Raw genomic sequence first — 26,295 nt, 5'->3', positions numbered from 1 at the left:
CGGGCCGCACCCACGTCGGGCAGCCCGGCAACGGCTCCATTACGACTTGCCCCGCTCTCCCTGATCTCCCGCGCGTCCCCTACTTGTTCGCGTCCTCGACCATCTTCTTCAGCTTGGCGGGGGTCAGCGTGTTGTCGTTCATCAGGTTCTTGCCGTCGAGCAGGACGGTCGGCGTGCCGGTGTGGCCCTCGTCCTGGAACGCCTTGTACGACTTCTGGATCCAGGAGTCGTACGTGCCGTCGTTCACGCACTTCTTGAACGTGTCCGTCGTCAGGCCGTCGACCTTGCCGGCCAGCTCGATCAGCTTGTCGTTCGACGCGTAGGCGTCGTCGCTCTCCGGCGGCTGGTTCTCGAACAGGACGTCGTGGTAGTCGCGGAACTTGCCCGCGTCCTGGGAGCAGGCCGCCGCGTTGCCCGCGCGCAGGGAGCCGCTCCCTCGCAGGTTCCCGTCGATCAGGGTGACCGTGTGGTACTCGGCGCGGAGCTTCCCGGCCTCCGTCAGCTCGTTGATCGTCGAGCGGTAGTTGTCCTCGAAGGACTTGCACGCCGGGCAGCGGAAGTCCTCCCACACCGTGAGGGTGGACTTCGCCGAGGCCGGGCCGACGGGGATCGCCAGATCGTCCTTGCCCGAGGCGCCCTTCGGGGCCGTCACCGGGCCCGAAGAGTCGCCGGAATCGTCTCCGGAATTGGCGGCGACCACGCCGATCACGGCGGCCAGGCCGAGCACGCAGACGACGGCGGCGCCCACGATCAACGTCCTGCGCCGCTTCTCCGCGGCCTTCTGCTTCTCGCGCTCCACGGCCAGCCGCTCACGGGCCGTGCGCTTTCCCTCACGGTTCTTCTCGCTCACACCCGCGCCAACGAACCGGGGAGGCGCAAACGCGCCTCCCCGGCCCCACTTCCACCCATACGGGTGACCCGGCTACTTACCGGCCCTGACTCCTTCGGCCAGTTCCGCGGCGAGCGCGCGGACCCCGGCGAGGCCCGCGGCCTCGTCCTCGGCGTCCAGCATCCGCTTCACGAAGGCCGAGCCGACGATGACGCCGTCGGCGAAGGAGGCGACCTCGCGGGCCTGCTCCGCGTTCGAGACGCCGAGGCCGACGCAGACCGGCAGGTCCGTCGTCGCCTTGGTGCGGCGGACCAGGTCCTGGGCCTGGCTGCCCACGGATTCGCGGGTGCCGGTGACGCCCATGAGCGAGGCGGCGTACACAAAGCCCGAGCCGGCCGCCGTGATGGTGGCGAGCCGCTCGTCCTTGCTGCTGGGCGCGACGACGAACACGGTGCCGAGCCCGTGCTTGTCCGCGTGCTCCCTCCAGAGCGCCGACTCCTGCACCGGCAGGTCGGGCAGGATGCAGCCCGCGCCGCCGGCCTCGGCGAGCTCGCTGGTGAAGCGCTCGACGCCGTAGATGTAGATGGGGTTCCAGTACGTCATGACGAGGACCGGCTTGCCGGTGGCCTCGTGCGCCTCGCGGACGGTGCGCATGACGTCCTTGATCTTCAGGCCGCCGCGCAGCGCGATGTCGTCGGCGGTCTGGATGACCGGTCCGTCGAGCACCGGGTCCGAGTGCGGCAGGCCGACCTCGACGATGTCGGCGCCGCCCTCGAAGGCCGCCTTGACGGCCTCGATGCCGCCGTCGACGGTGGGGAAGCCGGCGGGCAGGTAGGCGATGAGGGCGGCGCGGCCCTCGGCCTCGGCGTGCGCCAGGGTGTCGTTCAACAGCTGGACGTTGCCGCTCACTTGGCGTCCCCCTCGATCTCCGCGACGTCGGCGGCGTCGGCCGCCACCTCTGCGTCGGTGCCCTCGTCGTACAGGCCGAAGTAGCGCGCGGCCGTGTCCATGTCCTTGTCGCCGCGGCCCGACAGGTTGACGACGATCAGGCCGTCCTTGCCGAGCTCCTTGCCGACCTCGATCGCGCCCGCGAGGGCGTGCGCCGACTCGATGGCCGGGATGATGCCCTCGGTGCGCGAGAGCAGCCGCAGGGCCTGCATCGCCGCGTCGTCGGTGACCGCGCGGTACTCGCCGCGGCCGCTGTCCTTCAGGTACGCGTGCTCCGGGCCGATGCCCGGGTAGTCCAGCCCGGCCGAGATCGAGTACGGCTCGGTGATCTGGCCCTCCTCGTCCTGGAGGACGTAGGAGCGCGAGCCGTGCAGGATGCCGGGCTCGCCCGCGGTCAGGGTCGCCGCGTGCTCGCCGGTCTCGACGCCGTGCCCGGCCGGCTCGCAGCCGATGAGGCGGACGCCGCTGTCCGGGATGAAGGCGTGGAACAGGCCGATGGCGTTGGAGCCGCCGCCGACGCAGGCGATCGCGGCGTCGGGCAGCCGGCCCGCCTGCTCCTGGATCTGGCGGCGGGCCTCGACGCCGATGACCCGGTGGAAGTCGCGGACCATCGCGGGGAACGGGTGCGGGCCCGCGACGGTGCCGAAGAGGTAGTGCGTGCGGTCCACGTTGGCGACCCAGTCGCGGAACGCCTCGTTGATGGCGTCCTTGAGCGTGCGGCTGCCGGACTTCACGGCGACGACCTCGGCGCCCAGCATGCGCATGCGGGCCACGTTCAGGGCCTGGCGCTGGGTGTCGATCTCGCCCATGTAGATGGTGCAGTCGAGGCCGAACAGGGCGCAGGCGGTGGCCGTGGCGACGCCGTGCTGACCGGCGCCGGTCTCGGCGATGACGCGGGTCTTGCCCATGCGCTTGGTGAGCAGGGCCTGGCCGAGCACGTTGTTGATCTTGTGCGAGCCGGTGTGGTTCAGGTCCTCGCGCTTGAGGAAGATCCTGGCCCCGCCGGCGTGCTCGGCGAACCGGGGGACCTCGGTGAGGCTGCTCGGGCGGCCGGTGTAGTGGGTCAGGAGGTCGTCGAGCTCGCGGGCGAACTCCGGGTCGTTCTTGGCCTTGTCGTACTCGACGGCGACCTCGTCCACGGCGGCGACGAGGGCCTCCGGGATGAACTTGCCGCCGTAGGTGCCGAAGTAGCCTTCGGGGCTCGGGATCTGCCCCTCGGGGTCGGGGATGAAGTATTGGCTGGGCATGCGGTTGTACCTCGCGGGTGATGGGTGTGCGGGCTGCGTTGGGTATGCCTACGCGCCGTAGACATACGGGCACGTACGCGACTGCTACACCGTCGTGGCTTGTCGCGCAGTTCCCCGCGCCCCTACGGGGCGCTCTATGCAGGCGCCCCGCACCATCGCATGCCGTTGATCTGGCCCGGCTCCGAGCCGATGTGGTAGCGGACCCGGCGGCCGCGCACGCGTCGCGCAGGCGCCCGGCAGCCGCGGGGGCGGCAGCCGGGGGCGAGACGGGCGGCGATCGGCATGCGGAGGTCAGGCCCTTCCGTGGCGCAGCGCCGGGTGGGCGCCCGCGGCGACGAGGTCGGCGACGGCGGCCTTGGGGTCGCGGCCGGTGACGAGGGACTCGCCGACGAGCACGGCGTCGGCGCCCGCGTTGGCGTACGCGATCAGGTCGTGCGGGCCGCGCACGCCGGACTCGGCGACCTTGACGATGTGGTCCGGGATGTCCGGGGCGACGCGCTCGAAGGTGCCGCGGTCGACCGTGAGGTCCTTCAGGTTGCGGGTGTTGATGCCGATGACCTTGGCCCCGGCGTCGACCGCGCGCTCGACCTCGTCCTCGTCGTGGGCCTCGACGAGCGGGGTGAGGCCGATGGACTCGGCGCGCTCGATGAGGGACTCCAGGGCGGGCTGGTCCAGGGCGGCGACGATCAGCAGGGCGAGGTCGGCGCCGTACGCGCGGGCCTCCCACAGCTGGTACGAGGTGACGATGAAGTCCTTGCGCAGGACCGGGATGTCGACCTTGGCGCGGACGGCCTCGAGGTCGGCGAGGGAGCCGCCGAAGCGCCGCTGCTCGGTGAGGACGGAGATGACGGCGGCGCCGCCCGCCTCGTAGTCGGCGGCGAGTCCGGCCGGGTCGGCGATCGCGGCGAGCGCGCCCTTGGAGGGGCTGGACCGCTTGACCTCACAGATGACCTTGACGCCGTCGCCGCGCAGGGCCGCGACCCCGTCCTTGGCCGCGGGAGCCTTCGCCGCGCGCTCCTTGAGCTCGTCGAGGCTGACGCGCGCCTGCCGTTCCGCGAGGTCGGCACGGACTCCGTCGATGATCTCGTCGAGCACACTCACGCGAGCGGACTCCCTTCTGGCAGTTCCCCGGGCAACCGGCTGGTCACTGTGATGGTATCCGCAGGAGGGCGAAGGCTCCGCATCCGGTTGACTCCGGTCCCATTGGGTGGACATCGGGGTCAGGGGTGCAGGAAGGCTCCGAACGGCAGGTTGCGGGCCACGGTGAAGGCGAGAACGACGGTGCCGGCCGCCCACAGGTGCACCCGGCCGAGCCGCAGTCCGAGCGGTCTGCCGCGGGCGGCGCGGATCACCCACACGGCCCACAGGACGGCGAAGAGGGCGTAGCCGGCGACCGCGAGGGCGTTGGCCCCGAGGGCCGTCGCGAGGTCGCCGTGCGCGAAGGCGTGGGCGCTGCGCAGGCCGCCGCAGCCGGGGCAGTAGGCGCCGGTGAGCTGGAGGAACGGGCAGGCCGGGTAGTGGCCCGGCTCGTTCGGGTCGACGGCGGCCACGTAGCCGAAGGCCGCGACGACTCCGGCGAGGATGCCGGCGGGGACGGCGGTCCGGCGCAGGGCGGCGCGGGCGGAGGTGCCGGGGGCGGCAGCCCGGGGTTCGCTCGTCCGGTCGCTCGCCGGTGCGCTGCTGTCGACGGTCACCCGTGCATTGTGGCCCGGCGGTGCGGGGCGCGCCCGCCCGGGAACGCGAAAGGGGCGGTACGGCGCGCGTGTCGCGCCGTACCGCCCCCGCGGGGCGTACCGGGGCTCAGGCCTCCGAGCCGGCGGCCTGCGGCGTTGCGACCGCGGGCATCTGCAGCTCGGCGCGGCGCGGCTTGCCGAGGCCGGCCAGGTGCATCACTCCACCGACGACGGCGGCGACGGCCAGCAGGGCCATGCCGGCCCAGAAACCGGCGACGCTGCCCATCACCATGAAGGCGCCGGCGACGATGAAACCGACGAAGGCGATGATGACACCGGTCCAGGCGGCCGGGGTGTGTCCGTGGCTGGCATCCGCCATGGCTTGCTCCTCATTGCTGATGGGTGTTCTTACGGCCCATGCGCACGCAGGGCGTACGACGTTCAGGGTCCATTGTCCCGTACGCGCCGGACGGCGATGTACAGGGGGTCTGTGGGGTGACCGGCGGGGTCTAGGCGGTGCCGGTGGGGTCCTCGCCGCGGTCCAGGGCCTTCCACAGGTCCTCGGGGCGGTCCGGGTCGACGGCCTTCGCCTTGCGGGCGCGCGGGGCGCCGGAGCGCTCGTAGCGGCCGCCCATCGAGGGCCAGGCCGCGCCGTAGACGACGGCGAGGATGCCGGCGATCAGGAGGAGCGCGCCGCCGCCTGCCGCGACGTACGGCCAGGCGGTGTGCGAGAGGGCGTCGATGGTGGTGGACGCGTCGCCCGCGGCCGTGGCGGCCTTCTCGTCGAGGGCGGAGCTGTCGCCCGCGCCGAGCACGGCGGCGGCGACGGCGCCCGCGCCGCTGAGCGCGAGCAGCGCGGCGACCAGGACGCGGCCGACGCGGCGCACGGCGAACACGGCGACGAGGGCGGCGAGCCCGACGATCGCGAGGGCCGCGGGCACCCCGGTGACGTCGCTGCCCTTCGCGGTGAGCGGCAGTCGGCCGCCCGCGACGGCGGCGACGCCCGAGCACCATTCCTGGCGGGAGGCGAGCAGCGCGACGGCGGCGCCCACCGCGCCGAAGAGCAGCGCGACGCCGAGGCTGCGCCGGCCGGTCCGGTTCGGCCCGGTGTCGGCGGCTTCGGTGCGGGGGTGCGGTACGGCAGTCACGTACTCCACTATCGCCCCTCGGTCCAGGTGTGCGGGCGCCGGGGGTGGGAGTCGTGCGTCACTTCACAGCCGGTTCGCGGTGTGTACGGCGCGCAGCACGGCCGCCGCCTTGTTACGGCATTCGGTGTCCTCGGCGACCGGGTCGGAGTCCGCGACGACGCCGGCACCGGCCTGCACGTAGGCGGTGCCGTCGCGCAGCAGGGCGGTGCGGATGGCGATGGCGGTGTCGGAGTCGCCCGCGAAGTCGAGGTAGCCGACGCAGCCGCCGTACAGGCCGCGCCGGGACGGCTCCAGCTCGTCGATGATCTGCATGGCGCGGGGCTTGGGCGCGCCGGAGAGGGTGCCGGCGGGGAAGCAGGCGGTGAGCACGTCGAAGGCGGTGCGGCCCTCGGCGACCCGGCCGGTGACGGTCGAGACGATGTGCATGACGTGCGAGTACCGCTCGACGGACATGAAGTCGACGACCTCGACGGAGCCCGGTTCGCAGACCCGGCCCAGGTCGTTGCGCCCGAGGTCGACGAGCATGAGGTGCTCGGCGCGCTCCTTGGGGTCGGCGAGCAGCTCGTCGGCGAGGGCCTGGTCCTCCTGCGGGGTGGCGCCGCGCGGCCGGGTCCCGGCGATGGGGTGGACCATGGCGCGCCCGTCCTCGACCTTGACGAGGGCCTCGGGGGACGAGCCGACGACGTCGAAGGCGCCTCCGTCCCCGCCGGGGAACCGGAACAGGTACATGTACGGCGACGGGTTGGTGGCCCGCAGGACCCGGTAGACGTCGAGGGCGCTCGCGGTGCACGGGGTCTCGAAGCGCTGCGAGGGGACGACCTGGAAGGCCTCGCCGGAGCGGATGCGCTCCTTGATGTCCTCGACGGCGTCCTGGTACTGCTTGCCGCCCCACAGGGCCGTGTACTCGGGCAGTTCGGAGGGCGGGAGCGCGGCGGGGGCGGACTCGACGGGCTTGCCGAGGTCGGCCTCCATCGCGTCGAGCCGGGCGACGGCGTCGGCGTAGGCCTCGTCGACGCCGGTGTCGAGGTCGTTGTGGTTGATCGCGTTGGCGATCAGCAGGACCGAGCCGTCCCAGTGGTCGAGCACGGCGAGGTCGCTGGTGAGCAGCATGGTGAGCTCGGGGAGCTTCAGGTCGTCGCGCTCCCCCGGGCCGATCTTCTCCAGGCGGCGCACGATGTCGTAGCCGAGGTAGCCGACCATGCCGCCGGTGAACGGGGGCAGGCCCTCGTGGTGCGGGGTGTGGAGGGTCTCGACGGTGGCGCGCAGGGCGGCGAGCGGGTCGCCGTCGACGGGGACGCCGACCGGCGGGGTGCCGAGCCAGTGGGCCTGGCCGTCGCGGGTGGTGAGGGTACCGGCGGAGCGCACGCCGACGAACGAGTAGCGGGACCAGGAGCGGCCGTTCTCCGCGGACTCCAGGAGGAACGTGCCGGTGCGCTCGGCGGCGAGCTTGCGGTACAGGCCGACGGGGGTGTCGCCGTCCGCGAGGAGCTTGCGGCTGACGGGGATCACGCGGCGGTCGGTCGCGAGCTTGCGGAAGGTCTCGAGGTCCATGGCCGCCGACCTTACTGGCTGAGGGGGAGGACGTCGGAGTCGAAGCAGGTGCGCGTGCCGGTGTGGCAGGCGGCGCCGACCTGGTCGACCTTGACGAGGACGGTGTCGGCGTCGCAGTCGAGGGCGACGGCCTTCACGTGCTGGACGTGACCGGAGGTGTCGCCCTTGACCCAGTACTCCTGACGGCTGCGCGACCAGTAGGTGGCGCGGCCCGTGGTGAGCGTGCGGTGCAGCGCCTCGTCGTCCATCCAGCCGAGCATGAGCACCTCGCCGGTGTCGTACTGCTGGGCGATGGCGGGGACGAGGCCGTCGGGGCTGCGCTTGAGGCGGGCGGCGACGGCCGGGTCGAGGTCGCTGGGGCGGGAGGCGCTGGTCATGGGGACCATTGTGCCGCGCCGGGCCGCGCCGACCGGGGGTGGTCCACTGTCCGGACGGTGGGGGCGGTCGTAGGCTGGCGGACATGTCGACCCATGCCAAGCGTGAACGGCTCCTGCTGGCCGATCTGTTGGAGGCCGCGGGCCCTGAGGCCCCGACCCTGTGCGAGGGCTGGAACGCCCGGGACCTCGCCGCCCATGTGGTGGTGCGCGAGCGCCGTCCGGACGCGGCGGGCGGCGCGTTCGTGAAGCCGCTGGCCGCGCGTCTGGAGCGGGTGCAGGCCGAGTTCGCGGACAAGCCGTACGAGGAGCTGATCCAGCTCATCCGCACCGGTCCGCCGCGGTTCTCCCCGTTCTCGGTGAAGCAGATCGACGAGGCGGCGAACGCGGTGGAGTTCTACGTCCACGCGGAGGACGTCCGCCGGGCGCAGAAGGACTGGAGCCCGCGGGAGCTGGATCCGGTGTTCTCGGACGTGCTCTGGTCCCGGCTGGAGAAGATGGCGCGGGTGATGGGCCGCAAGCTGCCGGTGGGCCTGGTGCTGCGCCGCCCGGACGGCCGGACGGCGGTCGCGCACCGCGGCACCCCGGTGGTGACGGTGACCGGGGAGCCGCCGGAGCTGCTGATGTTCACCATGGGCCGTCAGTCCTCGGCGAAGGTGCAGGTCGAGGGCGACGAGGCGGCGATCACGCGGCTGAGCGAGACGAAGGCGCTGGGGATCTAGGGCCTTTCTTTCGGATCAGGCTGGATCAGGGAGCGGGGCGTGCCACGCCCCGCGAGCCCAGCCGGATCCGAAAGAAAGGCCCTAGGCGCGGCCCGACGGGGTGGGGCCACTCCGGTGGCGGTGCTACCGGAGCGTTTCCATGGCGTCGCGCGCGTGCCCGGCGCCGCCTGCTCCCCGGCGGGACGCTCCCTGTCTGGCACGGCCTCGGCCGCGTGCCCCTCGGGGTCGCGCGGGCGCGGGCCACAGCAGGGCTCCGGCGCTCGCGCCCGCGACGCCCCTGGCGGTCACGGACGGCGCGGGCCGGTCGTACGGAGCCGGGCGGCTCCGGCGGCGGTGCTATCGGGGCGCTTCCACGGCACCGCGTGCGGGCGCACCCGACGTCTCTCCGCCGACGGGGCTCTCGCTGTCCGGCGCGGCCTCGGCCGGCGTGGCCTTCGGAGTGGTGCGGGCGCGGAGCCAGAGCAGGGCTCCGGCGCTCACGCCCACGACGCCGGGCAGCCAGGCGGCGGGGCCGCCGGGCAGGGCGCCCGCGACGAGGCCGCTGAGGGCGCCGGCCAGCTGGAGGGCGAGCGACTGCACGGAGAGCGCGGTGGCGCGGCCGGAGCTGTCGGTGCGCCGGTGCAGGAAGTCGTTGAGGCAGGGCGAGGCGAGGCCCAGGCCCACGTAGACGAGGACGTAGCCGGCGACGGCCGGGGCGGCGGTGTCGGTCGCGGCGGTCGCGCAGAGCACGGCCAGGCCGAGCAGCATGGTCAGCTCGGCGGCGAGGATGGCGCGCTCCCCGCTCCGGGCGACGCGGGCCACCCAGGGGGAGAGCCGGTTTCCGAGCGCGGTGGCGGTGAATCCGGCGCAGGCCAGACCGGCGTAGAGGACGGCGCCCGAGGAGGCGCCGCCGGTCGCGTCGGCGGAGCGGGACGGGGTGAGCAGTTCGACGACGCCGAGGGCGCTTCCGGCGGCGGCCATGGTGAGCATGATGCGCCGGACCATGACGTCGCGGGTGGCGAGCCGGATGCCGGCGCGGGCGGTGCGCGGCACGTCGGCGAGGACGGCGCGCAGGCCGGTCGACGGGCGCGGCGGCTCGGGCAGGGCGACCAGGACGTGGACGACGTAGAGCACGCAGCAGGTGGCGCCCGCGAGGAGCGGCACGGACAGCGGCGTGACGAGGCCGCCGGTGGCGCGCTCCAGCCGGGCGCCCAGGTCGGGGCCGAGGCCGAGCAGCCAGGGCACGAGGCCGCCGAGGATCGTGCCGAGGGCGAGGGCGACGGAGGAGGCGGCGGAGCCGCGGGCGAGGCCGTCGCGCAGGTCGGCGTCGGGGCCGAGGTCCGCGTGCACGGTGTCGACGTACCAGGCCTCGGCGGGCCCGCTGTTGAGGGCGCGTCCGGCGCCCTTGAGGAACATGGCGAGGGCGAACACCCAGGTGGCGGTGGCCAGGGCGGTCAGGGTGATCGCGACGACGGCGAGCACGCCGGAGGCGGCGAGCACGGCACGCCGGCCTATGACGTCGGAGAGCCCTCCGGTGGGCAGCTCCAGCGCGGCGGCCGTCAGGGAGTGCACGGCGAACAGGGCGGCGACGGTCGCGACGGACACGCCCCGGTCGACGAGGAGCAGTACCTGTACGGGGATGGAGAGGCCGACGGGGAACCAGAACAGGAAGTTGACCGCGACGAAGCGGCGGCGCGCGGCCCGCGCGTCGAGGAGGGCGGCCATCACGCGTTCCTCAGCGGGAAGGCGTACAGGTGCACGGCGACGGTCTCGCGGCCCTCGGGGTCGGCGGCCTTGCCCGCCTGTGTGTACCGGTCGATGACGGCGTGCAGTTCGGCGGTCATCTCCTTGAGCTCGGCGGGGGTGAGCCGGGCCAGGAAGTCGGAGCTGTCGTGGGCGTCCTGCCAGTCGGGGCTCCAGCCGGCGCGCTGGTCGAGGAAGCGCAGGTAGTGGTCACGGCGCTGCTCGTACATGACGCGGGACAGCGCGGTGTGGGCCGCGGAGCCCTCGGGGGTGTCGCGGAAGTCGGAGCTGTCGATGCGCAGGGCTTCCTGCGCGGGCTTCCACCAGCGCTCGCGGCCGTCGGCGCCCTCGGGCTCGGCGGGCTCGATGAGGCCGTGCTCGGCGAGCTTGCGCAGGTGGTAGCTGATGAGGGAGACCGCCGTGCCGTCGTCGAGCTCCTCGGCGAGGTGCGAGGCGGTGGCGGTGCCGCGCATGTAGAGCGCGCCGTAGAGGCGCATGCGCAGCGGGTGCCCGAAGGCCTTCAGCGTGGCGAGATCGGTGATGCGGCGGTATTCCGTCATACCCCTGACACTAGATGTGAAAGAAAACTTGCACAAGATATGTTGCACAACTTTTCTTTCGCAGTTCCGCGCTGCCGGGCCAAAGCGAAGCGCCCCCGGAGGCAGTGCCTTCGGGGGCGCTTCGAGGGCGCTCGTGTGCGCGACGCTTACCGGACCGGGTGGCCCGCCTCGCGCAGCGCGGACTTCACGTCGCCGATCCGCAGATCGCCGAAGTGGAAGACGGACGCCGCGAGCACCGCGTCCGCGCCCGCCGCGACGGCCGGCGCGAAGTGCTCGACGCGTCCGGCGCCACCGGAGGCGATCACCGGCACGGACACGTGCTTGCGCACGGCCTCGATCATCTCGATGTCGTAGCCGTCCTTCGTGCCGTCGGCGTCCATCGAGTTGAGCAGGATCTCCCCCGCGCCCAGCTCGGCGGCCCGGTGTGCCCACTCGACCGCGTCGATCCCGGCGGAGCGGCGCCCGCCGTGGGTCGTCACCTCGAAGGAGCCCGACTCGGTGCGGCGGGCGTCCACGGAGAGGACCAGGACCTGGCGGCCGAAGCGCTCGGCGATCTCCCGGATCAGGTCCGGCCGGGCGATGGCCGCCGTGTTGACGCCGACCTTGTCGGCGCCGGCCCGCAGCAGCTTGTCGACGTCGTCCGCGGTGCGCACGCCGCCGCCCACGGTGAGCGGGATGAAGACCTGCTCGGCGGTGCGCCGCACCACGTCGTACGTGGTCGCGCGGTCACCGGAGGACGCGGTGATGTCGAGGAACGTCAGCTCGTCCGCGCCCTCGGCGTCGTAGACCTTCGCCATCTCGACGGGGTCGCCCGCGTCGCGCAGGTTCTGGAAGTTGACGCCCTTGACGACGCGGCCGTTGTCCACGTCGAGGCAGGGGATGACGCGTACGGCGAGGCTCATGCTGAGGGTGCTCCTGAATCGGACCGGAACGCCTCCACCTCGACCTCGACGACCAGGCTGGGGTCGACGAATCCGGAGACGATGATCATGGACGCGGCGGGGCGGACGGTGTCGAACAGCTCCTTGTGGGCCCGGCCCACCTCGTCCGTGTCCCGCGCGTGGGTGACGTACATGCGCGTGCGCACGACGTCCTCACGGCCGAGGCCGAGCTGCCCGAGGGCGTCGAACGCGACGGCGAAGGCGTTCATCGCCTGCTCGTACGGGCCGCCGGCGGCGATCACGCCGTCGACGACCGAGGTGCAGCCGGAGACCAGGACGAGACCGGTGGGCAGTTCGACGGCGCGCGCGTACCCGAAGGTCTCCTCCCACGGCGCCCCCGACTGCACGCGGCGCACGGCACCGGTCATGACGAGACCGCCGCCAGGGCTTCTTCGAGGGTGAAGGCCTTGGCGTACAGCGCCTTGCCGACAATGGAGCCCTCGACGCCGAGCGGGACGAGCTCGGCGATGGCCCGCAGGTCGTCCAGGGACGAGACGCCGCCGGAGGCCACGACCGGGCGGTCGGTGGCCGCGCACACGTTGCGCAGCAGCTCCAGGTTCGGGCCCTGGAGCGTGCCGTCCTTGGCGATGTCGGTGACGACGTAGCGGGAGCAGCCCTCCTTGTCGAGGCGGGCCAGCGTCTCGTACAGGTCGCCGCCGTCACGGGTCCAGCCGCGGCCGCGCAGGGTCGTGCCGCGCACGTCGAGGCCGACCGCGATCTGGTCGCCGTGCTCGGCGATGATCTTGGCGACCCACTCGGGGTCCTCCAGGGCGGCGGTGCCGATGTTGACGCGGGTGGCGCCGGTGGCGAGGGCGGCGGCGAGGGAGTCGTCGTCGCGGATGCCGCCGGACAGCTCCACCTTGATGTCCATGGCGCGGGCGACCTCGGAGATCAGCGCGCGGTTGTCACCGGTGCCGAACGCGGCGTCGAGGTCGACCAGGTGCAGCCACTCCGCGCCGGCGCGCTGCCAGGCGAGGGCGGCCTCCAGCGGGGAGCCGTAGGAGGTCTCGGAGCCGGACTCGCCGTGCACGAGGCGGACGGCCTGGCCGTCGCGGACGTCGACGGCGGGAAGGAGTTCGAGCTTGTGCTGGGATGCGGTCACAGTACGGAGATCCAGTTCTTGAGCAGCTGCGCTCCGGCGTCGCCGGACTTCTCGGGGTGGAACTGCGTGGCCCACAGTGCGCCGTTCTCCACGGCGGCCACGAACGGCTCGCCGTAGGTGGCCCAGGTGACCTTCGGTGCGCGCAGGTTCGGGTTGTGCACTTCCAGGTCCCACTTCTGGACCGCGTAGGAGTGCACGAAGTAGTAACGCTCGTCGGTGTCGAGGCCGGCGAACAGCTGGGAGCCCTGCGCGGCGTCCACCGTGTTCCAGCCCATGTGCGGGACGACCTCGGCCTTGAGGGGCTCGACGACGCCCGGCCACTCGTCGAGGCCCTCGCTCTCGATGCCGTGCTCGATGCCGCGCGCGAACAGGATCTGCATGCCGACGCAGATGCCCATCACGGGGCGCCCGCCGGACAGGCGGCGGCCGACGATCCAGTCGCCGCGCGCCTCCTTGAGGCCCTGCATGCAGGAGGCGAACGCGCCGACGCCGGGCACGAGCAGCCCGTCGGCGTTCATGGCCTTGTCGTAGTCACGGGTGATCTCGACGTCGGCGCCCGCGCGGGCCAGGGCCCGCTCGGCGGAGCGGACGTTGCCGAACCCGTAGTCGAAGACGACGATCTTCTTCTGTGGTGTGGCGGTCATGTCAGCCGGATCAATTCCAGTAGTCGAGCCGCAGCACGCCCGCGAGCAGGCAGAAGCCCGCACTGACCGCGAGGAGCGTGATGACGCTCTTGCCGATGCCCTGCTTGACGAACGAGTAGACGCCGCCGAGCAGGAACAGGCCGAGGACGATGAGGACGGTCGCGAGGCCGTTCATGACTAGAGGGCGCCCTTCGTCGAGGGAAGGATGCCCGCCGCCCGCGGGTCGCGCTCGGAGGCGTAGCGCAGCGCCCGGGCCAGCGCCTTGAACTGGCACTCCACGATGTGGTGCGCGTTGCGCCCGTACGGGACGTGGACGTGCAGGGCGATCTGGGCCTGCGCGACGAAGGACTCCAGGATGTGCCGGGTCATCGTCGTGTCGTACTCGCCGATCATCGGCGCCATGTTCTCGGGCTCGGTGTGCACGAGGTAGGGGCGGCCGGAGAGGTCGACGGTGACCTGGGCGAGGGACTCGTCCAGCGGGACCGTGCAGTTGCCGAAGCGGTAGATGCCGACCTTGTCGCCGAGCGCCTGCTTGAAGGCGGCGCCGAGGGCGAGGGCGGTGTCCTCGATGGTGTGGTGCGAGTCGATGTGCAGGTCGCCGTCGGTCTTGACCGTGAGGTCGAACAGGCCGTGGCGGCCGAGCTGGTCGAGCATGTGGTCGTAGAAGCCGACCCCGGTCGACACGTCGACCTTTCCGGTCCCGTCGAGGTCGATCTCGACGAGGACGGAGGTCTCCTTCGTCGTGCGTTCTACTCGTCCTACGCGGCTCATGCGCCGAACTCCTTCATCACTTCACGGGCCGCGTCCAGGAACGCGTCGTTCTCTTCGGGGGTGCCGACGGTGACGCGCAGCCTGCCGGGCACGCCGTTGTCCCGGATCAGGACGCCGCGGTCGAGGACGAACTGCCAGACGGCGTGCGGGTCCTCGAAGACGCCGAACTGGATGAAGTTCGCGTCGGCGACGGTCACATCGAAGCCGAGCGTCTCCAGCTCCGCGACCACGCGGTCGCGCTCGGCCTTCAGCTGCTCCACGTAGCTCAGGAGCGTGTCGGTGTACTCCAGGGCGGCGAGCGCCGTCGCCTGGTTGACGGCCGACAGGTGGTAGGGCAGACGCACCAGCTGCACCGCGTCGACCACGGCCGGGTCGGCGGCGAGGTAGCCGAGGCGCAGCCCGGCCGCACCGAAGGCCTTCGACATGGTGCGGGAGATGACGAGGTTCGGCCGGCCCTCGATCAGTTCGAGGAGCGAGGCGCCGTGGCTGAACTCGGTGTACGCCTCGTCGACGACGACGATCGCGCCCGGTCCTGCGGCCTCGTACAGGGCGAGGACGTCCTCGCGGGCCACCGCGTTGCCCGTCGGGTTGTTGGGGCTGGTGATGAAGACGACGTGCGGCTTGTGGGTGCGGATCGCCTCGGCGGCGGCGTCCACGTCCAGCGAGAAGTCGTCCTTGCGCGGGGCGCTGACCCAGCCCGTGTTGGTGCCGCGGGCGAGCAGCGGGTGCATCGAGTACGAGGGCTCGAAGCCGAGGGCCGTGCGGCCGGGGCCGCCGAAGGCCTGGAGGATCTGCTGGAGCACCTCGTTCGACCCGTTGGCCGCCCAGACCTGCTCGTACGTCACCTCGTACCCGGTGGTGCGGGTGAGGTAGCGGGCGAGCTCGGTGCGCAGCTCGACCGCGTCCCGGTCCGGGTAGCGGTTGAGGTTGCGGGCGGCGTCCGCGACGCGCTCGGCGATCCGCTGCACGAGCGGCTCGGGCAGCGGATAGGGGTTCTCGTTCGTGTTCAGCCGGACGGCCACGTCCAGCTGCGGTGCGCCGTACGGGGACTTGCCGCGCAGCTCGTCCCGTACGGGGAGGTCGTCGATCCGGGTCACTGGTTCTTCGGGACCTTCCACTCGAAGCGGGCCTTGATCGCCGCGCCGTGGGCGGGCAGGTCCTCGGCCTCGGCGAGCGTCACCACGTGGTGGGCGACCTCGGCGAGGGCGTCCTTCGTGTAGTCGACGATGTGGATGCCGCGCAGGAAGGACTGGACGGACAGGCCGGAGGAGTGGCAGGCGCAGCCGCCGGTCGGCAGGACGTGGTTGGAGCCCGCCGCGTAGTCGCCGAGCGAGACCGGCGCCCAGGGGCCGACGAAGATCGCGCCCGCGTTGCGCACGCGCCCGGCGATCTCCGACGCGTTCTCCGTCTGGATCTCCAGGTGCTCGGCGCCGTACGCGTCGACCACCTTGAGGCCGTCCTCGAGGGAGTCGACGAGGACGATCGCGGACTGCCGGCCGGCGAGCGCGGGCTTGATGCGGTCCTCGACGTGCTTGGTCGCGGCGACCTGGGGCTCCAGCTCGCGCTCGACGGCGGCGGCCAGCGCCTCGTCGTCGGTGACGAGGACGGCGGCGGCCAGCGGGTCGTGCTCGGCCTGGCTGATCAGGTCGGATGCGACGTGCACGGGGTCGGCCGTGGCGTCCGCGAGGACCGCGATCTCGGTCGGGCCCGCCTCGGTGTCGATGCCGATGAGACCGGTGAAGTAGCGCTTGGCGGCGGCCACCCAGATGTTGCCGGGGCCGGTCACCATGTTGGCCGGGGCGCAGGACTCGGTGCCGTACGCGTACATGGCGACGGCCTGGGCGCCGCCGACCGCGTACACCTCGTCGACGCCGAGCAGGGCGCAGGCCGCGAGGATCGTGGGGTGCGGCAGACCGCCGAACTCGGCCTGCGGCGGGGACGCGAGCGCGATCGACTCGACGCCCGCCTCCTGCGCCGGCACCGCGTTCATGATCACGGAGGACGGGTAGACGGAGCGGCCGCCCGGGGCGTACAGGCCAACGCGCTCGACCGGCACCCACTTCTCGGTGACGGAGCCGCCGGGGACGACCTGGGTGGTGTGGCTGGATCGGCGCTGCTCGCGGTGGACGATCCGGGCCCGGCGGATGGACTCCTCCAGGGCCGCGCGCACGGCGGGGTCGAGGTCGGCGAGGGCCTTCTCGAGGGCCTCGGCCGGGACGCGTACGGACTCCATCCGCACGCCGTCGAATTTCTCCGCGTACTCGATCAGCGCCGCGTCGCCACGATGATGCACGTCCTCGCAGATCGGACGCACCTTCTCCAGGGCGGCCGTGACGTCGAAGTCGGCACGGGGCAGCAGCGAGCGCAGGGCCTGGCCCTCGGGGAGGGCGGCGCCACGCAGATCGATTCGAGAGATCACATACCAAGTCTCTCAGACGCCCCATCGTGACCGTCGTCGCGTTCCAGTGGCTGATACGCCCGGTGCCGGTCCCTGATACACGGCCGGATCCGGCCGTTGTCGGGTTTCCGGAGGTTGTCGTTCACCACTAGCGTTCAGACGCTCACGCAGCGGGCATCAGCCGCGTGGGACGACGGGGAAGCAGAGGGATGTACGGGGAGGCAGAACAGTCGTGGTCGACGACGTGACGACCGGCAACGGGGACGTGCCGGACGGACTGACCGCCACCGAGGTCGGCATGTGGCAGGCGTTCCGCAACGGGAGCGTGTACGACCTGCGGACCGGGGACCTGGCCGTGGACGATCCGCACGGGGGGCACGCCTGGGGGCCGGAGCGCAGTGTGCGGGCGCGGATCGTGGCCTGGCTGCTGCTGTCCGGGCCGCCCGCGCTCGACGGCCGGGTGTCCTCCCTCAAGCTCCAGGGGGTGCAGATCACCGATGTGCTCGATCTGTCGGGCGGCACGATCGTCCCGTACGTCGAGCTGAAGCAGTGCCGCTTCGAGAAGGAGGTGCGGGTCCCGGAGGCGCGGTTCACGACCGTGCGGCTCGTGGACTGCTCGGTGCCGCGTCTGGAGGGCGCCCGGGTGCACACCGAGGGCGATCTGCACCTGCCGCGCTGCCGGTTCCACAACGGGATGCGGCTCTCGGACGCGCACATCGGCACGGATCTCCTCCTGAACCAGGCGGTGGTGTTCCGCGACCGGCACGGCAAGTCGATCAACGCGGACGGGATGACGGTCGGCCAGGACCTCCAGGCGGAGATGCTGGAGACGCACGGCGAGCTGAGCCTGCGCGGCGCGGTGGTCGGGGTGTCGCTCTCGCTGCGCGGCAGCCGGCTGAGCAACACCCATGGGCGGCGCGCCCTGAACGCACCGCAGCTGACCGTCGAGCGCACCCTCTACCTGACCCCGGCCGGGGTCGGCAATCCGATCCAGACCAGCGGCTCGACCCCCGCCCGCGGCACGCGCGTGCAGCGCTTCGAGTGCGTGGGCGGGGTCCGGCTCGACGACGGCCGGTTCGGCGACGCCATCGACCTGGACTCGGCGCGCTTCACGCTGGAGAGCGACCAGGAGGTCTCGCTGCGCCGCGTGCAGACCCCGGAGCTGCGCTTCCGCGGGGAGCGGCCGCAGCGCGGGACGGTCGTGCTGTCCGGCGCGAAGGTCGTCAACCTGATCGACAAGGCGACCAGCTGGCCCGGCCCCGGCCAGCTGCGCGTGGGCGGCTTCGTCTACGAGAACCTGATCCCGTCCGGCACCTTCCCGCTCTCCCGCCGCCTGGACTGGCTGGCGGCCGCGACCGCGGAGTACAACCCGGAGCCGTACGAGCGGCTCGCCACGGTGCTGCGCAACAGCGGCGAGGACGCGGACGCCCGTGAGGTGCTGCTCGCCAAGCAGCGCCGCCGCCGCGAGACGCTGCCGGCCGCGGCGAAGGTGTGGGGCTACATCCAGGACTGGACGGTGGCGTACGGGTACCGGCCCGGGCGCGCCGCGGTGTGGATGGCGGTGCTCTGGGCGGTCAGCGCGGTCGCCTTCAGCCATGCCGCGCACCCTCCGATCAAGGACGGCGAGGCGCCGAACTGGAGCGCTCCGCTGTTCGCCCTCGACCTGCTCCTGCCGGTGATCGATCTCGGCCAGACGGGATACTGGCAGCTGCGGGGCGGCTGGCAGTGGGTGGCCGCGGTGCTCGTGCTGCTGGGCTGGATCCTGGCGACCACGGTCGCGGCGGGGGCGACGAGGCTGTTGCGCCGCAGTTGAGTTCCGCGGAGCCGGACGCGTCGTAGTTGAGTGCGGGTCTTCCCCCGCAGCGGGGAATCGGCGCCGGGCGAGGCAACCTTCGGGGCGCCCAGGCCGTCCTCCCTGCGCAACCAATGAGCCACCGGTCATCCGCCGGGTCACACACAGGGAGGGCGCAGGGCATGTCCGTCCTTGGTGCCTTCGTCCGCACGGCGCGCATGATCCGTCATCTGGGCCCGCTGGGCGCGGGCCTGCCGCCGGACGACGAGCTGCTCCTCGACGCGCCGGACGAGCGGCTCGCCCCGGCCCTCGTGGCGGCGGGGCGCGGCGAGTACGACCCGGCCGCCAAGCTGCTCGCCCACACCCGGGAGGCGGCCGAGTGGGAGAACCGGGACCGGTACGTGCTCCGGTTCGCCACGTTCGCCGCGGCCCGCACCGAGTGGTTCGACGCCTGGCAGGGCGCGGCCCCGCACGACCCGGACCTGCTCCTGGTCAAGTCCGAGCTGGCCGTCGCCCGCGCCTTCGCCTCCCCCGCCCGCGCCGAGCTGCTGCGGGACGTGGCCCCGCTGATCGCGGCCGCCGCCGAGGCGGAGCCCGGCGATCCGGTCCCGTGGCGGATCGCCCTCGACCAGGCGCGCGGGGCGGGCGCCCCGCGCGGCGCGTTCGAGGAGCTGTGGGCGCAGGCGGTGCGCCGCTCCCCGCACCACTACGGCTGTCATGTGTCCGCGCTCCAGTACCTGTCGGCCGCCTGGTACGGCTCGCACGCCGAGTGCTTCTCCTTCGCCGAGCGCGCCGCGCGGGACGCGCTGCCCGGCTCGCTCCTCAAGGCGCTGCCGGTGCGGGCGGCGCTCGCCTGTCTGACCTCGGCGCGGGCCCCGCAGGACATTCCGCGGGCCCGGCTCGACGCGGCCGCCGACCTCGCCGTGGAGCTGTCGCGCACGTACGAGGCGGCCGATCCGTGGCCCGCCGAGGTGCGCAATCTGCTGACCTGTGTCCTGGTCGAGCTGGAGCGCTGGCCGGACGCGCTGGAGCAGCTGCGGCTCATCGGCCCGTACGCGACGTCGTTCCCCTGGGACCGGCTCGTGGAGGACCCGCTGGAGCACTTCGTGGAGCTGCGGGCGACGGTACGGCTCGAAGTCGCGGCGTCCTTGCCGCTGCTCGGCGGTTCCGGCGCGCCCGGCGCCCATTACGCTTGAGCGTCGTGACCACCGTCCGGCTTCCGCTCTTCCCGCTCAACTCGGTGCTGTTCCCGGGACTCGTCCTCCCGCTGAACGTGTTCGAGGAGCGTTATCGCGCCATGATGCGCGATCTGCTGAAGGCTGCCCCCGAGATCCCCGACACCGATCCGGCCGTCTCCGACGAGCCGCGGCAGTTCGTGGTCGTCGCGATCCGCGACGGGCACGAGGTCGCGCCGAGCGCCGCCGGCATGCCGGACGACGTGACGACGAAGGAGGCGGGCGCGGGCCCGGCCGCCGGGTTCGGCGACGACCCGGTCAAGGCCTTCCACTCCGTGGGCTGCATCGCCGACGCGGCGACGATCCGCGAGCGGCCCGACGGCGGCTTCGAGGTCCTCGCCACCGGCACGCGCCGGGTGAAGCTGCACTCCGTGGACGCCTCGGGCCCGTATCTGACGGCCGAGGTGGAGGAGCTGCCCGAGGAGGACGGCGACGAGGCGGGCGCCCTCGCGGAGGGGGTGCTGCGGGCGTTCCGCTCCTACCAGAAGCGGCTCGCCGGGGCCCGTGAGCGTTCCATGACCTCGGGCGCCGACCTCCCGGACGAGCCCTCGGTCGTCTCCTACCTGGTGGCCGCCGCCGCGGTGCTCGACGTACCGACGAAGCAGCGGCTGCTCCAGTCGCCGGACGCGGCGTCCCGGCTGCGCGACGAGCTGCGGCTGCTGCGCGCCGAGACGGCGATCATCCGGCACCTCCCGTCCCTCCCGGCGACGGAACTGACCCGCCAGGCGACGAGCCTGAACTGACGCGTAAGGATTCGGCAGGGTGGCGAAGAAGGCCAAGAAGCAGCAGGCGCAGTCCGGGGGCACCCCCGCGACGGTCGCGCTGACCGCCGCGGGCACCGCGTTCACGGTCCACGCGTACGAGCACGACCCGGCCCACCCGTCCTACGGCGAGGAGGCCGCGGAGGCGATGGGTGTCTCCCCCGACCGTGTGTTCAAGACGCTGGTCGCGGACGTGGACGGCAAGCTGACGGTCGCCGTGGTGCCGGTGGCGGGCCAGCTCGACCTGAAGGCCCTCGCGGCGGCGGTGGGCGGCAAGCGCGCGGCGATGGCCGACCCGGCGCTCGCCGAGCGCACGACCGGCTACGTGCGGGGCGGGATCTCGCCCCTGGGCCAGCGCAAGAAGCTCCCCACGGTGATCGACGCGTCGGCCGGGTCCCACGCGACGATCTGCGTCTCGGCGGGCCGCCGGGGCCTGGAGGTCGAGCTCTCCCCGGCGGACCTCGCCGCGCTGACGGGGGCGGTCCTGGCCCCGGTGGGCCGGGTCTGAGCCCCGGGGCTCAGTGGGCCGGGGGCTGCGACTGCGGCTGCGGGGCGTACGAGGTGTAGTAGCCGGCGTACGGGTCCGGGTCGCGCGGGCCGAAGAGGCCGGTCAGGGCCAGGTGCACGATCATCGCCGACAGGGGCCAGGCCAGCAGCGCGCCCTTCGCGTTCAGTTCGAGCGGGGCGTCGAAGACCACGCCCTTGCCGAGCTCCTTGGCGTGTGCGGCGACGTCCTGCGTGGGGCCGAGCCACACGCCGAACCGCCAGGCCAGCACGCCGCCGAGCAGCGCGCCCACGGCCAGCCCGATGACGAGCGGGACGCCGCCGCGCCGGCGCCACAGGAACACGGCGGTCGCGGTCACGACGCCGAGCCCGAGCGCGAGCAGTGCGAACGTGCCGTCGGCGCCGATGGCCTGCTCCCCCTCGGTGTCCTTCAGGTACACCGCGGAACTGTCCGAGACGAGCGGCACGCGCGGCGCCAGCCACAGCCACAGCGCGCCGAGCACCAGCCCGAACAGCGCCACCCCGACCGTCACGACGGCCGCCTCGCGCAGCTCGGTGCGCAGTCCGGGTCCGTCCTCGCGCGGCGGCACGGGCGGAAGATGCCCGGTCATCGGGTCCGGGGCCTGCCAGGGGCCCTGGTGCCCGTCGTCGTGCGGGGGCTGATGCGGCGGCGGTGTCAGCGGTGCGGTCACCCTGACATCGTGCCAGGCCTCCCCGCCCCCCGCGTCACCGGACGCCACCCCACCCCCCACTCCCGCCCCTGGACACACGGAGTGCGCCTTCCAGGCGCGCGAGTCTGTACCCGATCAGCGACTCCGCCGCGAGGGCGCGACCGACCGCAGCCCCTGGAGCGCACGAAGTGCGCCTTCAGGGGCGCGGGGCTGTACCCGATCAGCGACTCCGCCGCGAGGGCGCGAGCAACCACGACGGCGCGGAACCCGACCGAACGCCCCCGGGGCGCGCGAAGCGTGCCCTTCAGGCGCGCGGGTCTGTACCCGATCAGCGACTCCGTCGCGAGGGCGCGAGCAACCACGGCGGCGCGGAACCCGACCGACACGCCCCTGGGGGCGCGCGAAGCGTGCCCTTCAGGGGCGCGGGTCTGTACCCGATCAGCGACTCCGTCGCGAGGGCGCGACCGGCCGCGGCCCCTGGAGCGCACGAAGTGCGCCTTCAGGGGCGCGGGGAACTGCGCGAGCAACCACGGCGGCGCGGAACCCGACCGACACGCCCCTGGGGGCGCGCGAAGCGTGCCCTTCAGGGGCGCGGGGAACTGCGCGACCAGCCACGACGAAACCCGCACCCGGCAACGAGCCGGCAACCCGCAACGGCGCGAAGCCGAAGCCCCGCCCCAGCCCAGCGCAGCTCACCGCACCGCGGCCCGCCGATACGCCCACGTAGCCACCACCAGCGACACAACCCCCACACCCGCACACACCCCGAGGTCGAGCAGAACGACCCCCCAGTCGGGCCGCGCCGCGAACGTCCGGGCGAACGCCTCGACCCCGTACGTGGACGGCAGCAGATCCCGCGCGTACTGCACAAGCACCGGCATCCGCTCAGCCGGCAACACCCCGAGCAACAGCGCCGCGGACATCCCGAGCTGCCCGAGCAGCGTCGCCAGCTCAGGCCGCGGCGCGAGCAGCCCGAGCGCCGCCCCGAGCCCGGCGAGCGCCGCCCCGGCCAGCGGAATCACGGCGGCCAGCACCCACAGATGAGTGAGCGGCAGGTCGAACATGAGGCAGCCGCAGACCGCCGTCACGACCGTCCCCGGCACCGTGAACGAGGCGTACGCCCCCGCGGCCCCGAGCACGACGGAGGCGGGCGGCACGGGCAGCGTGGCGTAGTGGTCGAGCCCTCCGGCCGCGCGGAGCTGCCCGAAGTACTGGGCGAGCAGGTTCAGCGCGACGAACGCGACGACCAGCACGGCCGACCCGGCGACGACGGCCCGCGCCTCGTCGCCGCCCCGGTCGACGACCCCGCGCATGAGGATCATGATCCCGACGGACTGGAAGGTCGCCACGAACAGCAGCGGGATCCGGGCCACCCGGGCACGGCTGAGCTGGGCTTTGTAGACGGCGGCCAGCGAGGGCAGGAAACGGGCCCGGGGCGCGAGCGCGGCCACGTCGGAACCGGCCGCCGGCGCGGACTCCGCCACGGTCCCCCGTACCGCCGCTGCGGGGACGCCACTCATGCCTTCACCAGGCCCTTCACGCTGCTGCGGCTCCCGCCGAGCGCCAGATACACGTCTTCCAGGCTCGGCGTCGCGAGCGTGAAGTCGTCGAGGAAGTCGAAGGCCGGTCCGCCGGTGACGGCGGCGACGGCGGTGCGGGCGGCGTCCGGGTCGAGCCGCAGCGACCAGCGCCGCCCGGACTCGACGGCCCGCTCCCGCAGCCGGGCCACCTCGGGCAGCTGGGTGGGGGCCTTCTCCCGCCACACGAGCTCGACCCGCACCTCGCCGGCGACCCGCTCCTTGAGTCCGGCCGGGGTGTCGCAGGCGATGACCCGGCCCTGGTCGAGCACGGCGACCCGGTCGAGGACGGTCTCGGCCTCGATGACGTTGTGGGTGACGAGCAGGACGGTGGTGCCGCGTTCGGCACGCCGCCGGTCCACGGCGCCCCACACGGCGCGCCGGGCGACGGGGTCCATGCCGGTGGTCGGTTCGTCGAGCACGAGCAGGGGCCGCTCGCCGACCAGCGCGGCGGCGAAGCAGGCGAGCCGGCGCTGGCCGCCGGACAGCTTCTTCAGCGGGCGCGCGGCGAGCGGGGTGAGGCCGAGCTCGTCGAGGACGTCGTCACGCTCGGAGCGCGCCTGCTCGAGGCTGAGCCCGCGCAGCCGCCCGGTGGTCTCGGCGGCGAGCGACACGGTGAGTTCGTCGAGGGCGGTCGACTCCTGGCCGAGGTAGGCGAGGATGCGCGCGGCCCGCTCGGGGTGGCGCACGATGTCGTGCCCGAGGAGGGTGACGCTGCCGGCGTCGGGCCGCATCAGCCCGGTGAGCTGGCGCACGAGGGTGGACTTGCCGGCCCCGTTGGGCCCGAGCAGTCCGAAGATCTCGCCGCGCCGGATGTCGAGCCGTACGTCGTCCGTGGCCCGCACCTCGGGAGTGCCCGGGGCGCCGCGCCGCCCACGCACGGCGGGATACGTCTTCCGCAGCCCCCGCACGGCACACACCACGGCGTCCCCGTCCGGATTCGGGTCAGCCACCTTGGTGCACGTATTCACGAGCAACGAGGGTACGGGGTCCACCCCCCGCCTTCATGCCCGGGTCGGACAAAACGCGCCCCGGGGGCACGCGAAGCGTGCCTTCAGGGGCGCGGGGAACTGCGCAAACAGCCACAACGCACCCGCCACCCGACGACGAGACCACAACCCACAACGCCGACACCCCCACGGCCTCCGCCACGGGGCACCACCAGCCGACCTCCTGGCGGCGCGCGAAGCGTGCCTTCAGGGGCGCGGGGAACTGCGCAAACAGCCACAACGCACCCGCCACCCGACGACGAGACCACAACCCACAACGCCGACACCCCCACGGGCTCCGCCGCGGGGCGCCACCAGCCGACCTCCTGGCGGCGCGCGAAGCGTGCCTTCAGGGGCGCGGGGAACTGCGCAAACAGCCACGACGAACCCGCACCCGGCAACGAACCGACAACCCGCAACGGCGAGGAGCCCGGTACCTCACTCCCCGGCGGAGCCACCCGCCCCGACCTGCTGACCGGCGGCCCCGGTCCGTACGTCGACCTCCCGCCAGAACCCGGCCCGGATCGCATACCGGTCGTGCTCGTCGATCTGGTCGTCCTTGTGGGCGAGGAGCCCGAACCGCGCCGCGTACCGCAGCAGCTCCCCGTCGATCCGATGCGGCACCCGCGGATACAGCGTGGCGAGCTTCTGGAGCGCCGCCGGATCCCCGAGCCGCCCCATCCAGCGCCGCGCGAACACCTGCCCCACCTCGTACGGGTCCCCGCCCACCGTCGTGATGTCCTCCTCACGGTCCGCCCAGCGCTGCTCGGCGGTGGTGAGCTGGGCCAGCGTCGGCAGCGAGGCGGCCTCGGGGGGCTCGCCGCCGCCGGAGGGCCGCTCGACCCAGCCCTTGTCGGAGGACCAGCGCAGCGTCGCGTTCGCGGGATGCGGAGCGGGGTGCGCGGCGCCGGGCCCACGCAGCGCCGCCAGATCCTTCGGGGTCGGCACGCCCTTGGGGTGCCCGGCCCGCTCCTCCGTCTCGCCCTCGGCGCGCGCGGCCGGCGCGTGCGGTGCGGACGGCGCGGCGGGCGCCTCGTCGGAGGGGCGCCCGGCGGAGGGCAGCGCGGAGTCGGGCAGCGGCGCGGAGAGGATCGCGGCGATCTCGGGGCGCGGCACGGGCGGCGGGGCGCAGACCCCGCCGAGTTCCTTGGCGCGGACGGCCTTGGTGATCCAGGTGCGGTCGAGGACGCGCCGTTCGTCGGCCTCGGCGACGAGGTCCTCGGACTGGTTGTAGTCGCCGTCGGCGGCCTGGACGGCCCACAGGTGGACGGCGACGCCGTGCTCCTTGGCGGCCATCATGCCGGGCAGCAGGTCCCCGTCGCCGGTCACGAGGACGACGTCGGAACAGGCGCCGTTGCGGGCGAGCTCGGTGAGCTCGGCGTGCATGGCGGCGTCGACGCCCTTCTGCGCCCAGCGCCCGTCGCTGCGGGTCAGGGCGCCCAGGCGGACCGTGACGCGGGGCATGACGCGGAGCCTGCGGTGCTCGGGCTGCGGCACCCGGTCGGGGGCGCCGTCGAACCAGTAGATGCGCAGGAGGGGCCGCTCGGTCTCCGTCTCGGCGCGCTCGCGCAGCCCCTGGATGAGTGCGGCGTGGTCGACGTGGATGCGGGAGCGTGAGGGCTCGCCGGCGAGGAGGCTCGCGGCTGCTCCCAGCAGGTATCCGGCATCCACCAGGACGATGCAACGGTCCACGCGATCCACCCTCTTTCGCCGACACGCCCGCGCGTTCGCTTGGGGTTTCCTTCGAGTCTGCCCGACCGCGCCGGGGTTAACGGCCCGAACTGGATCTTCGGCGTGGCGGACCCGCGCGGTCCGCCGCCGCATCCCCTGTCACACACCGTGAATCCCTGAAATGCGACCTTTGTCGACTTATGTGAGTCTGAACGCGGCCCTGGCCCCTAGATCCCCCGCAGGAGGCAGATCACCATGGCCAAGAACCGTAAGCAGAACCGCAGTCAGCAGAAGCAGTCCCAGTCGTCGCCGCAGGAGCAGTCCCGGTCGCAGGCCATGGAGGCCGAGGCGAAGTCGGCTCAGCAGCAGGCGTCGCCGATGGACATGGCCCGCAAGCACCGTGAGCGTCGCTTCGGCCACAACTGATCCAGCCGCACGCGGCACACGCGAGGGGCGCACCCGGAG

General features: G+C 73.2%; 30 protein-coding genes. 6 read left to right on the top strand and 24 right to left on the bottom strand.

Annotated elements, in window-relative coordinates:
* Positions 1 to 79: 79 nt before the first annotated feature.
* The 10 genes from IAG42_RS26465 to hisI all read right to left on the bottom strand — a co-directional run bounded on the left by IAG42_RS26465 (position 80) and on the right by hisI (position 7,773).
* Positions 80 to 850, bottom strand: a complete 771-nt coding sequence (locus tag IAG42_RS26465; RefSeq protein ID WP_188339460.1) for a DsbA family protein — start codon at positions 848 to 850, stop codon at positions 80 to 82.
* 72 nt (positions 851 to 922) lie between these two features.
* The gene (gene trpA / locus IAG42_RS26460) at positions 923 to 1,738 is read right to left on the bottom strand and encodes a tryptophan synthase subunit alpha (RefSeq protein WP_188339459.1); all 816 of its coding nucleotides are present in this window, start codon (positions 1,736 to 1,738) and stop codon (positions 923 to 925) included.
* A complete protein-coding gene (trpB, locus tag IAG42_RS26455) occupies positions 1,735 to 3,024 on the bottom strand; it encodes a tryptophan synthase subunit beta (RefSeq protein ID WP_188339458.1) in 1,290 nt (429 codons plus the stop codon). The genes trpA and trpB overlap by 4 nt, the downstream gene beginning before the upstream one ends.
* A 134-nt stretch (positions 3,025 to 3,158) precedes the next feature.
* On the bottom strand, positions 3,159 to 3,308 hold the full coding sequence (gene trpM, locus IAG42_RS38605) for a tryptophan biosynthesis modulator TrpM (RefSeq protein ID WP_384616600.1): 150 nt from the start codon (positions 3,306 to 3,308) through the stop codon (positions 3,159 to 3,161).
* A gap of 7 nt (positions 3,309 to 3,315) precedes the next feature.
* Entirely contained in the window at positions 3,316 to 4,125 is an 810-nt protein-coding gene (gene trpC / locus IAG42_RS26450; RefSeq protein ID WP_188339457.1) for an indole-3-glycerol phosphate synthase TrpC, read from the bottom strand.
* Positions 4,126 to 4,244: 119 nt separating this feature from the next.
* Positions 4,245 to 4,718, bottom strand: a complete 474-nt coding sequence (locus tag IAG42_RS26445) for a DUF2752 domain-containing protein (protein WP_188339456.1) — start codon at positions 4,716 to 4,718, stop codon at positions 4,245 to 4,247.
* Positions 4,719 to 4,824: 106 nt separating this feature from the next.
* A complete protein-coding gene (locus IAG42_RS26440) occupies positions 4,825 to 5,076 on the bottom strand; it encodes an HGxxPAAW family protein (RefSeq protein ID WP_188339455.1) in 252 nt (83 codons plus the stop codon).
* 130 nt (positions 5,077 to 5,206) lie between these two features.
* Positions 5,207 to 5,854, bottom strand: coding sequence for a TIGR02234 family membrane protein (locus tag IAG42_RS26435; protein WP_188339454.1), 648 nt, complete (start codon positions 5,852 to 5,854; stop codon positions 5,207 to 5,209).
* A 54-nt stretch (positions 5,855 to 5,908) separates the two neighbouring features.
* The gene (locus tag IAG42_RS26430; protein WP_188339453.1) at positions 5,909 to 7,396 is read right to left on the bottom strand and encodes an anthranilate synthase component I; all 1,488 of its coding nucleotides are present in this window, start codon (positions 7,394 to 7,396) and stop codon (positions 5,909 to 5,911) included.
* Positions 7,397 to 7,407: 11 nt separating this feature from the next.
* On the bottom strand, positions 7,408 to 7,773 hold the full coding sequence (hisI, locus tag IAG42_RS26425) for a phosphoribosyl-AMP cyclohydrolase (protein ID WP_188339452.1): 366 nt from the start codon (positions 7,771 to 7,773) through the stop codon (positions 7,408 to 7,410).
* 83 nt (positions 7,774 to 7,856) lie between these two features.
* On the opposite strand from hisI, the gene IAG42_RS26420 reads away from it, so the two are divergent.
* Positions 7,857 to 8,492, top strand: a complete 636-nt coding sequence (locus tag IAG42_RS26420; RefSeq protein WP_188339451.1) for a TIGR03085 family metal-binding protein — start codon at positions 7,857 to 7,859, stop codon at positions 8,490 to 8,492.
* 336 nt (positions 8,493 to 8,828) lie between these two features.
* Here IAG42_RS26420 and IAG42_RS26415 read toward each other — a convergent pair whose 3' ends face one another.
* From IAG42_RS26415 to hisD, 10 genes are all read right to left on the bottom strand, one after another.
* Positions 8,829 to 10,196: an MFS transporter gene (locus IAG42_RS26415; protein WP_188339450.1), complete on the bottom strand. Its 1,368-nt coding sequence runs from the start codon at positions 10,194 to 10,196 to the stop codon at positions 8,829 to 8,831.
* Positions 10,196 to 10,774 carry an ArsR/SmtB family transcription factor gene (locus tag IAG42_RS26410; protein WP_188339449.1) on the bottom strand — a complete coding sequence of 193 codons (579 nt, stop codon included), beginning with the start codon at positions 10,772 to 10,774 and terminating at the stop codon, positions 10,196 to 10,198. Before IAG42_RS26410 ends, IAG42_RS26415 begins: the two co-directional genes overlap by 1 nt.
* Before the next feature lie 146 nt (positions 10,775 to 10,920).
* Positions 10,921 to 11,676, bottom strand: coding sequence for an imidazole glycerol phosphate synthase subunit HisF (hisF, locus tag IAG42_RS26405; protein WP_188339448.1), 756 nt, complete (start codon positions 11,674 to 11,676; stop codon positions 10,921 to 10,923).
* On the bottom strand, positions 11,673 to 12,083 hold the full coding sequence (locus tag IAG42_RS26400) for a RidA family protein (RefSeq protein WP_188339447.1): 411 nt from the start codon (positions 12,081 to 12,083) through the stop codon (positions 11,673 to 11,675). The genes hisF and IAG42_RS26400 overlap by 4 nt, the downstream gene beginning before the upstream one ends.
* Positions 12,080 to 12,817 (bottom strand): bifunctional 1-(5-phosphoribosyl)-5-((5-phosphoribosylamino)methylideneamino)imidazole-4-carboxamide isomerase/phosphoribosylanthranilate isomerase PriA, encoded by a 738-nt coding sequence (priA, locus tag IAG42_RS26395; RefSeq protein WP_188339446.1) that lies wholly within the window; start codon positions 12,815 to 12,817, stop codon positions 12,080 to 12,082. Before priA ends, IAG42_RS26400 begins: the two co-directional genes overlap by 4 nt.
* On the bottom strand, positions 12,814 to 13,461 hold the full coding sequence (gene hisH / locus IAG42_RS26390; RefSeq protein ID WP_188339445.1) for an imidazole glycerol phosphate synthase subunit HisH: 648 nt from the start codon (positions 13,459 to 13,461) through the stop codon (positions 12,814 to 12,816). The genes priA and hisH overlap by 4 nt, the downstream gene beginning before the upstream one ends.
* A 10-nt stretch (positions 13,462 to 13,471) precedes the next feature.
* The gene (locus IAG42_RS26385; RefSeq protein ID WP_188339444.1) at positions 13,472 to 13,636 is read right to left on the bottom strand and encodes a hypothetical protein; all 165 of its coding nucleotides are present in this window, start codon (positions 13,634 to 13,636) and stop codon (positions 13,472 to 13,474) included.
* 2 nt (positions 13,637 to 13,638) lie between these two features.
* Entirely contained in the window at positions 13,639 to 14,232 is a 594-nt protein-coding gene (gene hisB, locus IAG42_RS26380; RefSeq protein ID WP_188339443.1) for an imidazoleglycerol-phosphate dehydratase HisB, read from the bottom strand.
* Positions 14,229 to 15,329, bottom strand: coding sequence for a histidinol-phosphate transaminase (locus tag IAG42_RS26375; RefSeq protein ID WP_188339442.1), 1,101 nt, complete (start codon positions 15,327 to 15,329; stop codon positions 14,229 to 14,231). The genes hisB and IAG42_RS26375 overlap by 4 nt, the downstream gene beginning before the upstream one ends.
* Complete coding sequence (hisD, locus tag IAG42_RS26370; protein ID WP_188339441.1) at positions 15,326 to 16,651, bottom strand: histidinol dehydrogenase; 1,326 nt, start codon at positions 16,649 to 16,651, stop codon at positions 15,326 to 15,328. The genes IAG42_RS26375 and hisD overlap by 4 nt, the downstream gene beginning before the upstream one ends.
* 211 nt (positions 16,652 to 16,862) lie before the next feature.
* Between hisD and IAG42_RS26365 the strand changes: the two genes are divergently transcribed.
* The 4 genes from IAG42_RS26365 (at position 16,863) to ybaK (ending at position 20,926) form a co-directional block, all read left to right on the top strand.
* Positions 16,863 to 18,443, top strand: coding sequence for an oxidoreductase (locus tag IAG42_RS26365; protein ID WP_188339440.1), 1,581 nt, complete (start codon positions 16,863 to 16,865; stop codon positions 18,441 to 18,443).
* Between the two features lie 161 nt (positions 18,444 to 18,604).
* A complete protein-coding gene (locus IAG42_RS26360) occupies positions 18,605 to 19,618 on the top strand; it encodes a hypothetical protein (protein WP_188339439.1) in 1,014 nt (337 codons plus the stop codon).
* A 5-nt stretch (positions 19,619 to 19,623) separates the two neighbouring features.
* Entirely contained in the window at positions 19,624 to 20,400 is a 777-nt protein-coding gene (locus IAG42_RS26355; RefSeq protein ID WP_188339438.1) for an LON peptidase substrate-binding domain-containing protein, read from the top strand.
* 19 nt (positions 20,401 to 20,419) lie between these two features.
* On the top strand, positions 20,420 to 20,926 hold the full coding sequence (gene ybaK / locus IAG42_RS26350; protein WP_188339437.1) for a Cys-tRNA(Pro) deacylase: 507 nt from the start codon (positions 20,420 to 20,422) through the stop codon (positions 20,924 to 20,926).
* A gap of 10 nt (positions 20,927 to 20,936) precedes the next feature.
* On the opposite strand, the gene IAG42_RS26345 is transcribed toward ybaK, so the two are convergent.
* The 4 genes from IAG42_RS26345 to IAG42_RS26330 all read right to left on the bottom strand — a co-directional run bounded on the left by IAG42_RS26345 (position 20,937) and on the right by IAG42_RS26330 (position 25,851).
* Positions 20,937 to 21,614 (bottom strand): DUF2567 domain-containing protein, encoded by a 678-nt coding sequence (locus tag IAG42_RS26345; protein WP_188339436.1) that lies wholly within the window; start codon positions 21,612 to 21,614, stop codon positions 20,937 to 20,939.
* Positions 21,615 to 22,285: 671 nt separating this feature from the next.
* On the bottom strand, positions 22,286 to 23,113 hold the full coding sequence (locus tag IAG42_RS26340; protein WP_188339435.1) for an ABC transporter permease: 828 nt from the start codon (positions 23,111 to 23,113) through the stop codon (positions 22,286 to 22,288).
* The gene (locus tag IAG42_RS26335) at positions 23,110 to 24,090 is read right to left on the bottom strand and encodes an ABC transporter ATP-binding protein (protein ID WP_188341619.1); all 981 of its coding nucleotides are present in this window, start codon (positions 24,088 to 24,090) and stop codon (positions 23,110 to 23,112) included. Before IAG42_RS26335 ends, IAG42_RS26340 begins: the two co-directional genes overlap by 4 nt.
* Positions 24,091 to 24,597: 507 nt before the next feature.
* Positions 24,598 to 25,851 (bottom strand): NYN domain-containing protein, encoded by a 1,254-nt coding sequence (locus IAG42_RS26330; protein WP_188339434.1) that lies wholly within the window; start codon positions 25,849 to 25,851, stop codon positions 24,598 to 24,600.
* Between the two features lie 234 nt (positions 25,852 to 26,085).
* On the opposite strand from IAG42_RS26330, the gene IAG42_RS26325 reads away from it, so the two are divergent.
* The gene (locus IAG42_RS26325) at positions 26,086 to 26,256 is read left to right on the top strand and encodes a hypothetical protein (RefSeq protein ID WP_188339433.1); all 171 of its coding nucleotides are present in this window, start codon (positions 26,086 to 26,088) and stop codon (positions 26,254 to 26,256) included.
* Positions 26,257 to 26,295: the final 39 nt, after the last annotated feature.

Origin of the sequence: Streptomyces xanthii, assembly GCF_014621695.1 — a bacterium.
Classification (GTDB): domain Bacteria; phylum Actinomycetota; class Actinomycetes; order Streptomycetales; family Streptomycetaceae; genus Streptomyces; species Streptomyces xanthii.
Note: the sequence above shows the minus strand (reverse complement) of the source record. Positions and strands in the feature narration are given on the sequence as shown.

Coding starts and splice junctions, on each gene's coding strand:
- IAG42_RS26360 (WP_188339439.1), top strand. CDS start 18,605: ATGTCCGTCCTTGGTGCCTTCGTCCGCACGGCGCGCATGATCCGTCAT.
- IAG42_RS26325 (WP_188339433.1), top strand. CDS start 26,086: ATGGCCAAGAACCGTAAGCAGAACCGCAGTCAGCAGAAGCAGTCCCAG.
- IAG42_RS26420 (WP_188339451.1), top strand. CDS start 7,857: ATGTCGACCCATGCCAAGCGTGAACGGCTCCTGCTGGCCGATCTGTTG.
- hisF (WP_188339448.1), bottom strand. CDS start 11,676: ATGAGCCTCGCCGTACGCGTCATCCCCTGCCTCGACGTGGACAACGGC.
- hisI (WP_188339452.1), bottom strand. CDS start 7,773: ATGACCAGCGCCTCCCGCCCCAGCGACCTCGACCCGGCCGTCGCCGCC.
- IAG42_RS26440 (WP_188339455.1), bottom strand. CDS start 5,076: ATGGCGGATGCCAGCCACGGACACACCCCGGCCGCCTGGACCGGTGTC.
- IAG42_RS26430 (WP_188339453.1), bottom strand. CDS start 7,396: ATGGACCTCGAGACCTTCCGCAAGCTCGCGACCGACCGCCGCGTGATC.
- IAG42_RS26385 (WP_188339444.1), bottom strand. CDS start 13,636: ATGAACGGCCTCGCGACCGTCCTCATCGTCCTCGGCCTGTTCCTGCTC.
- trpM (WP_384616600.1), bottom strand. CDS start 3,308: ATGCCGATCGCCGCCCGTCTCGCCCCCGGCTGCCGCCCCCGCGGCTGC.
- IAG42_RS26340 (WP_188339435.1), bottom strand. CDS start 23,113: ATGAGTGGCGTCCCCGCAGCGGCGGTACGGGGGACCGTGGCGGAGTCC.
- hisB (WP_188339443.1), bottom strand. CDS start 14,232: ATGAGCCGCGTAGGACGAGTAGAACGCACGACGAAGGAGACCTCCGTC.
- IAG42_RS26400 (WP_188339447.1), bottom strand. CDS start 12,083: ATGACCGGTGCCGTGCGCCGCGTGCAGTCGGGGGCGCCGTGGGAGGAG.
- hisH (WP_188339445.1), bottom strand. CDS start 13,461: ATGACCGCCACACCACAGAAGAAGATCGTCGTCTTCGACTACGGGTTC.
- IAG42_RS26415 (WP_188339450.1), bottom strand. CDS start 10,196: ATGGCCGCCCTCCTCGACGCGCGGGCCGCGCGCCGCCGCTTCGTCGCG.
- trpB (WP_188339458.1), bottom strand. CDS start 3,024: ATGCCCAGCCAATACTTCATCCCCGACCCCGAGGGGCAGATCCCGAGC.
- IAG42_RS26410 (WP_188339449.1), bottom strand. CDS start 10,774: ATGACGGAATACCGCCGCATCACCGATCTCGCCACGCTGAAGGCCTTC.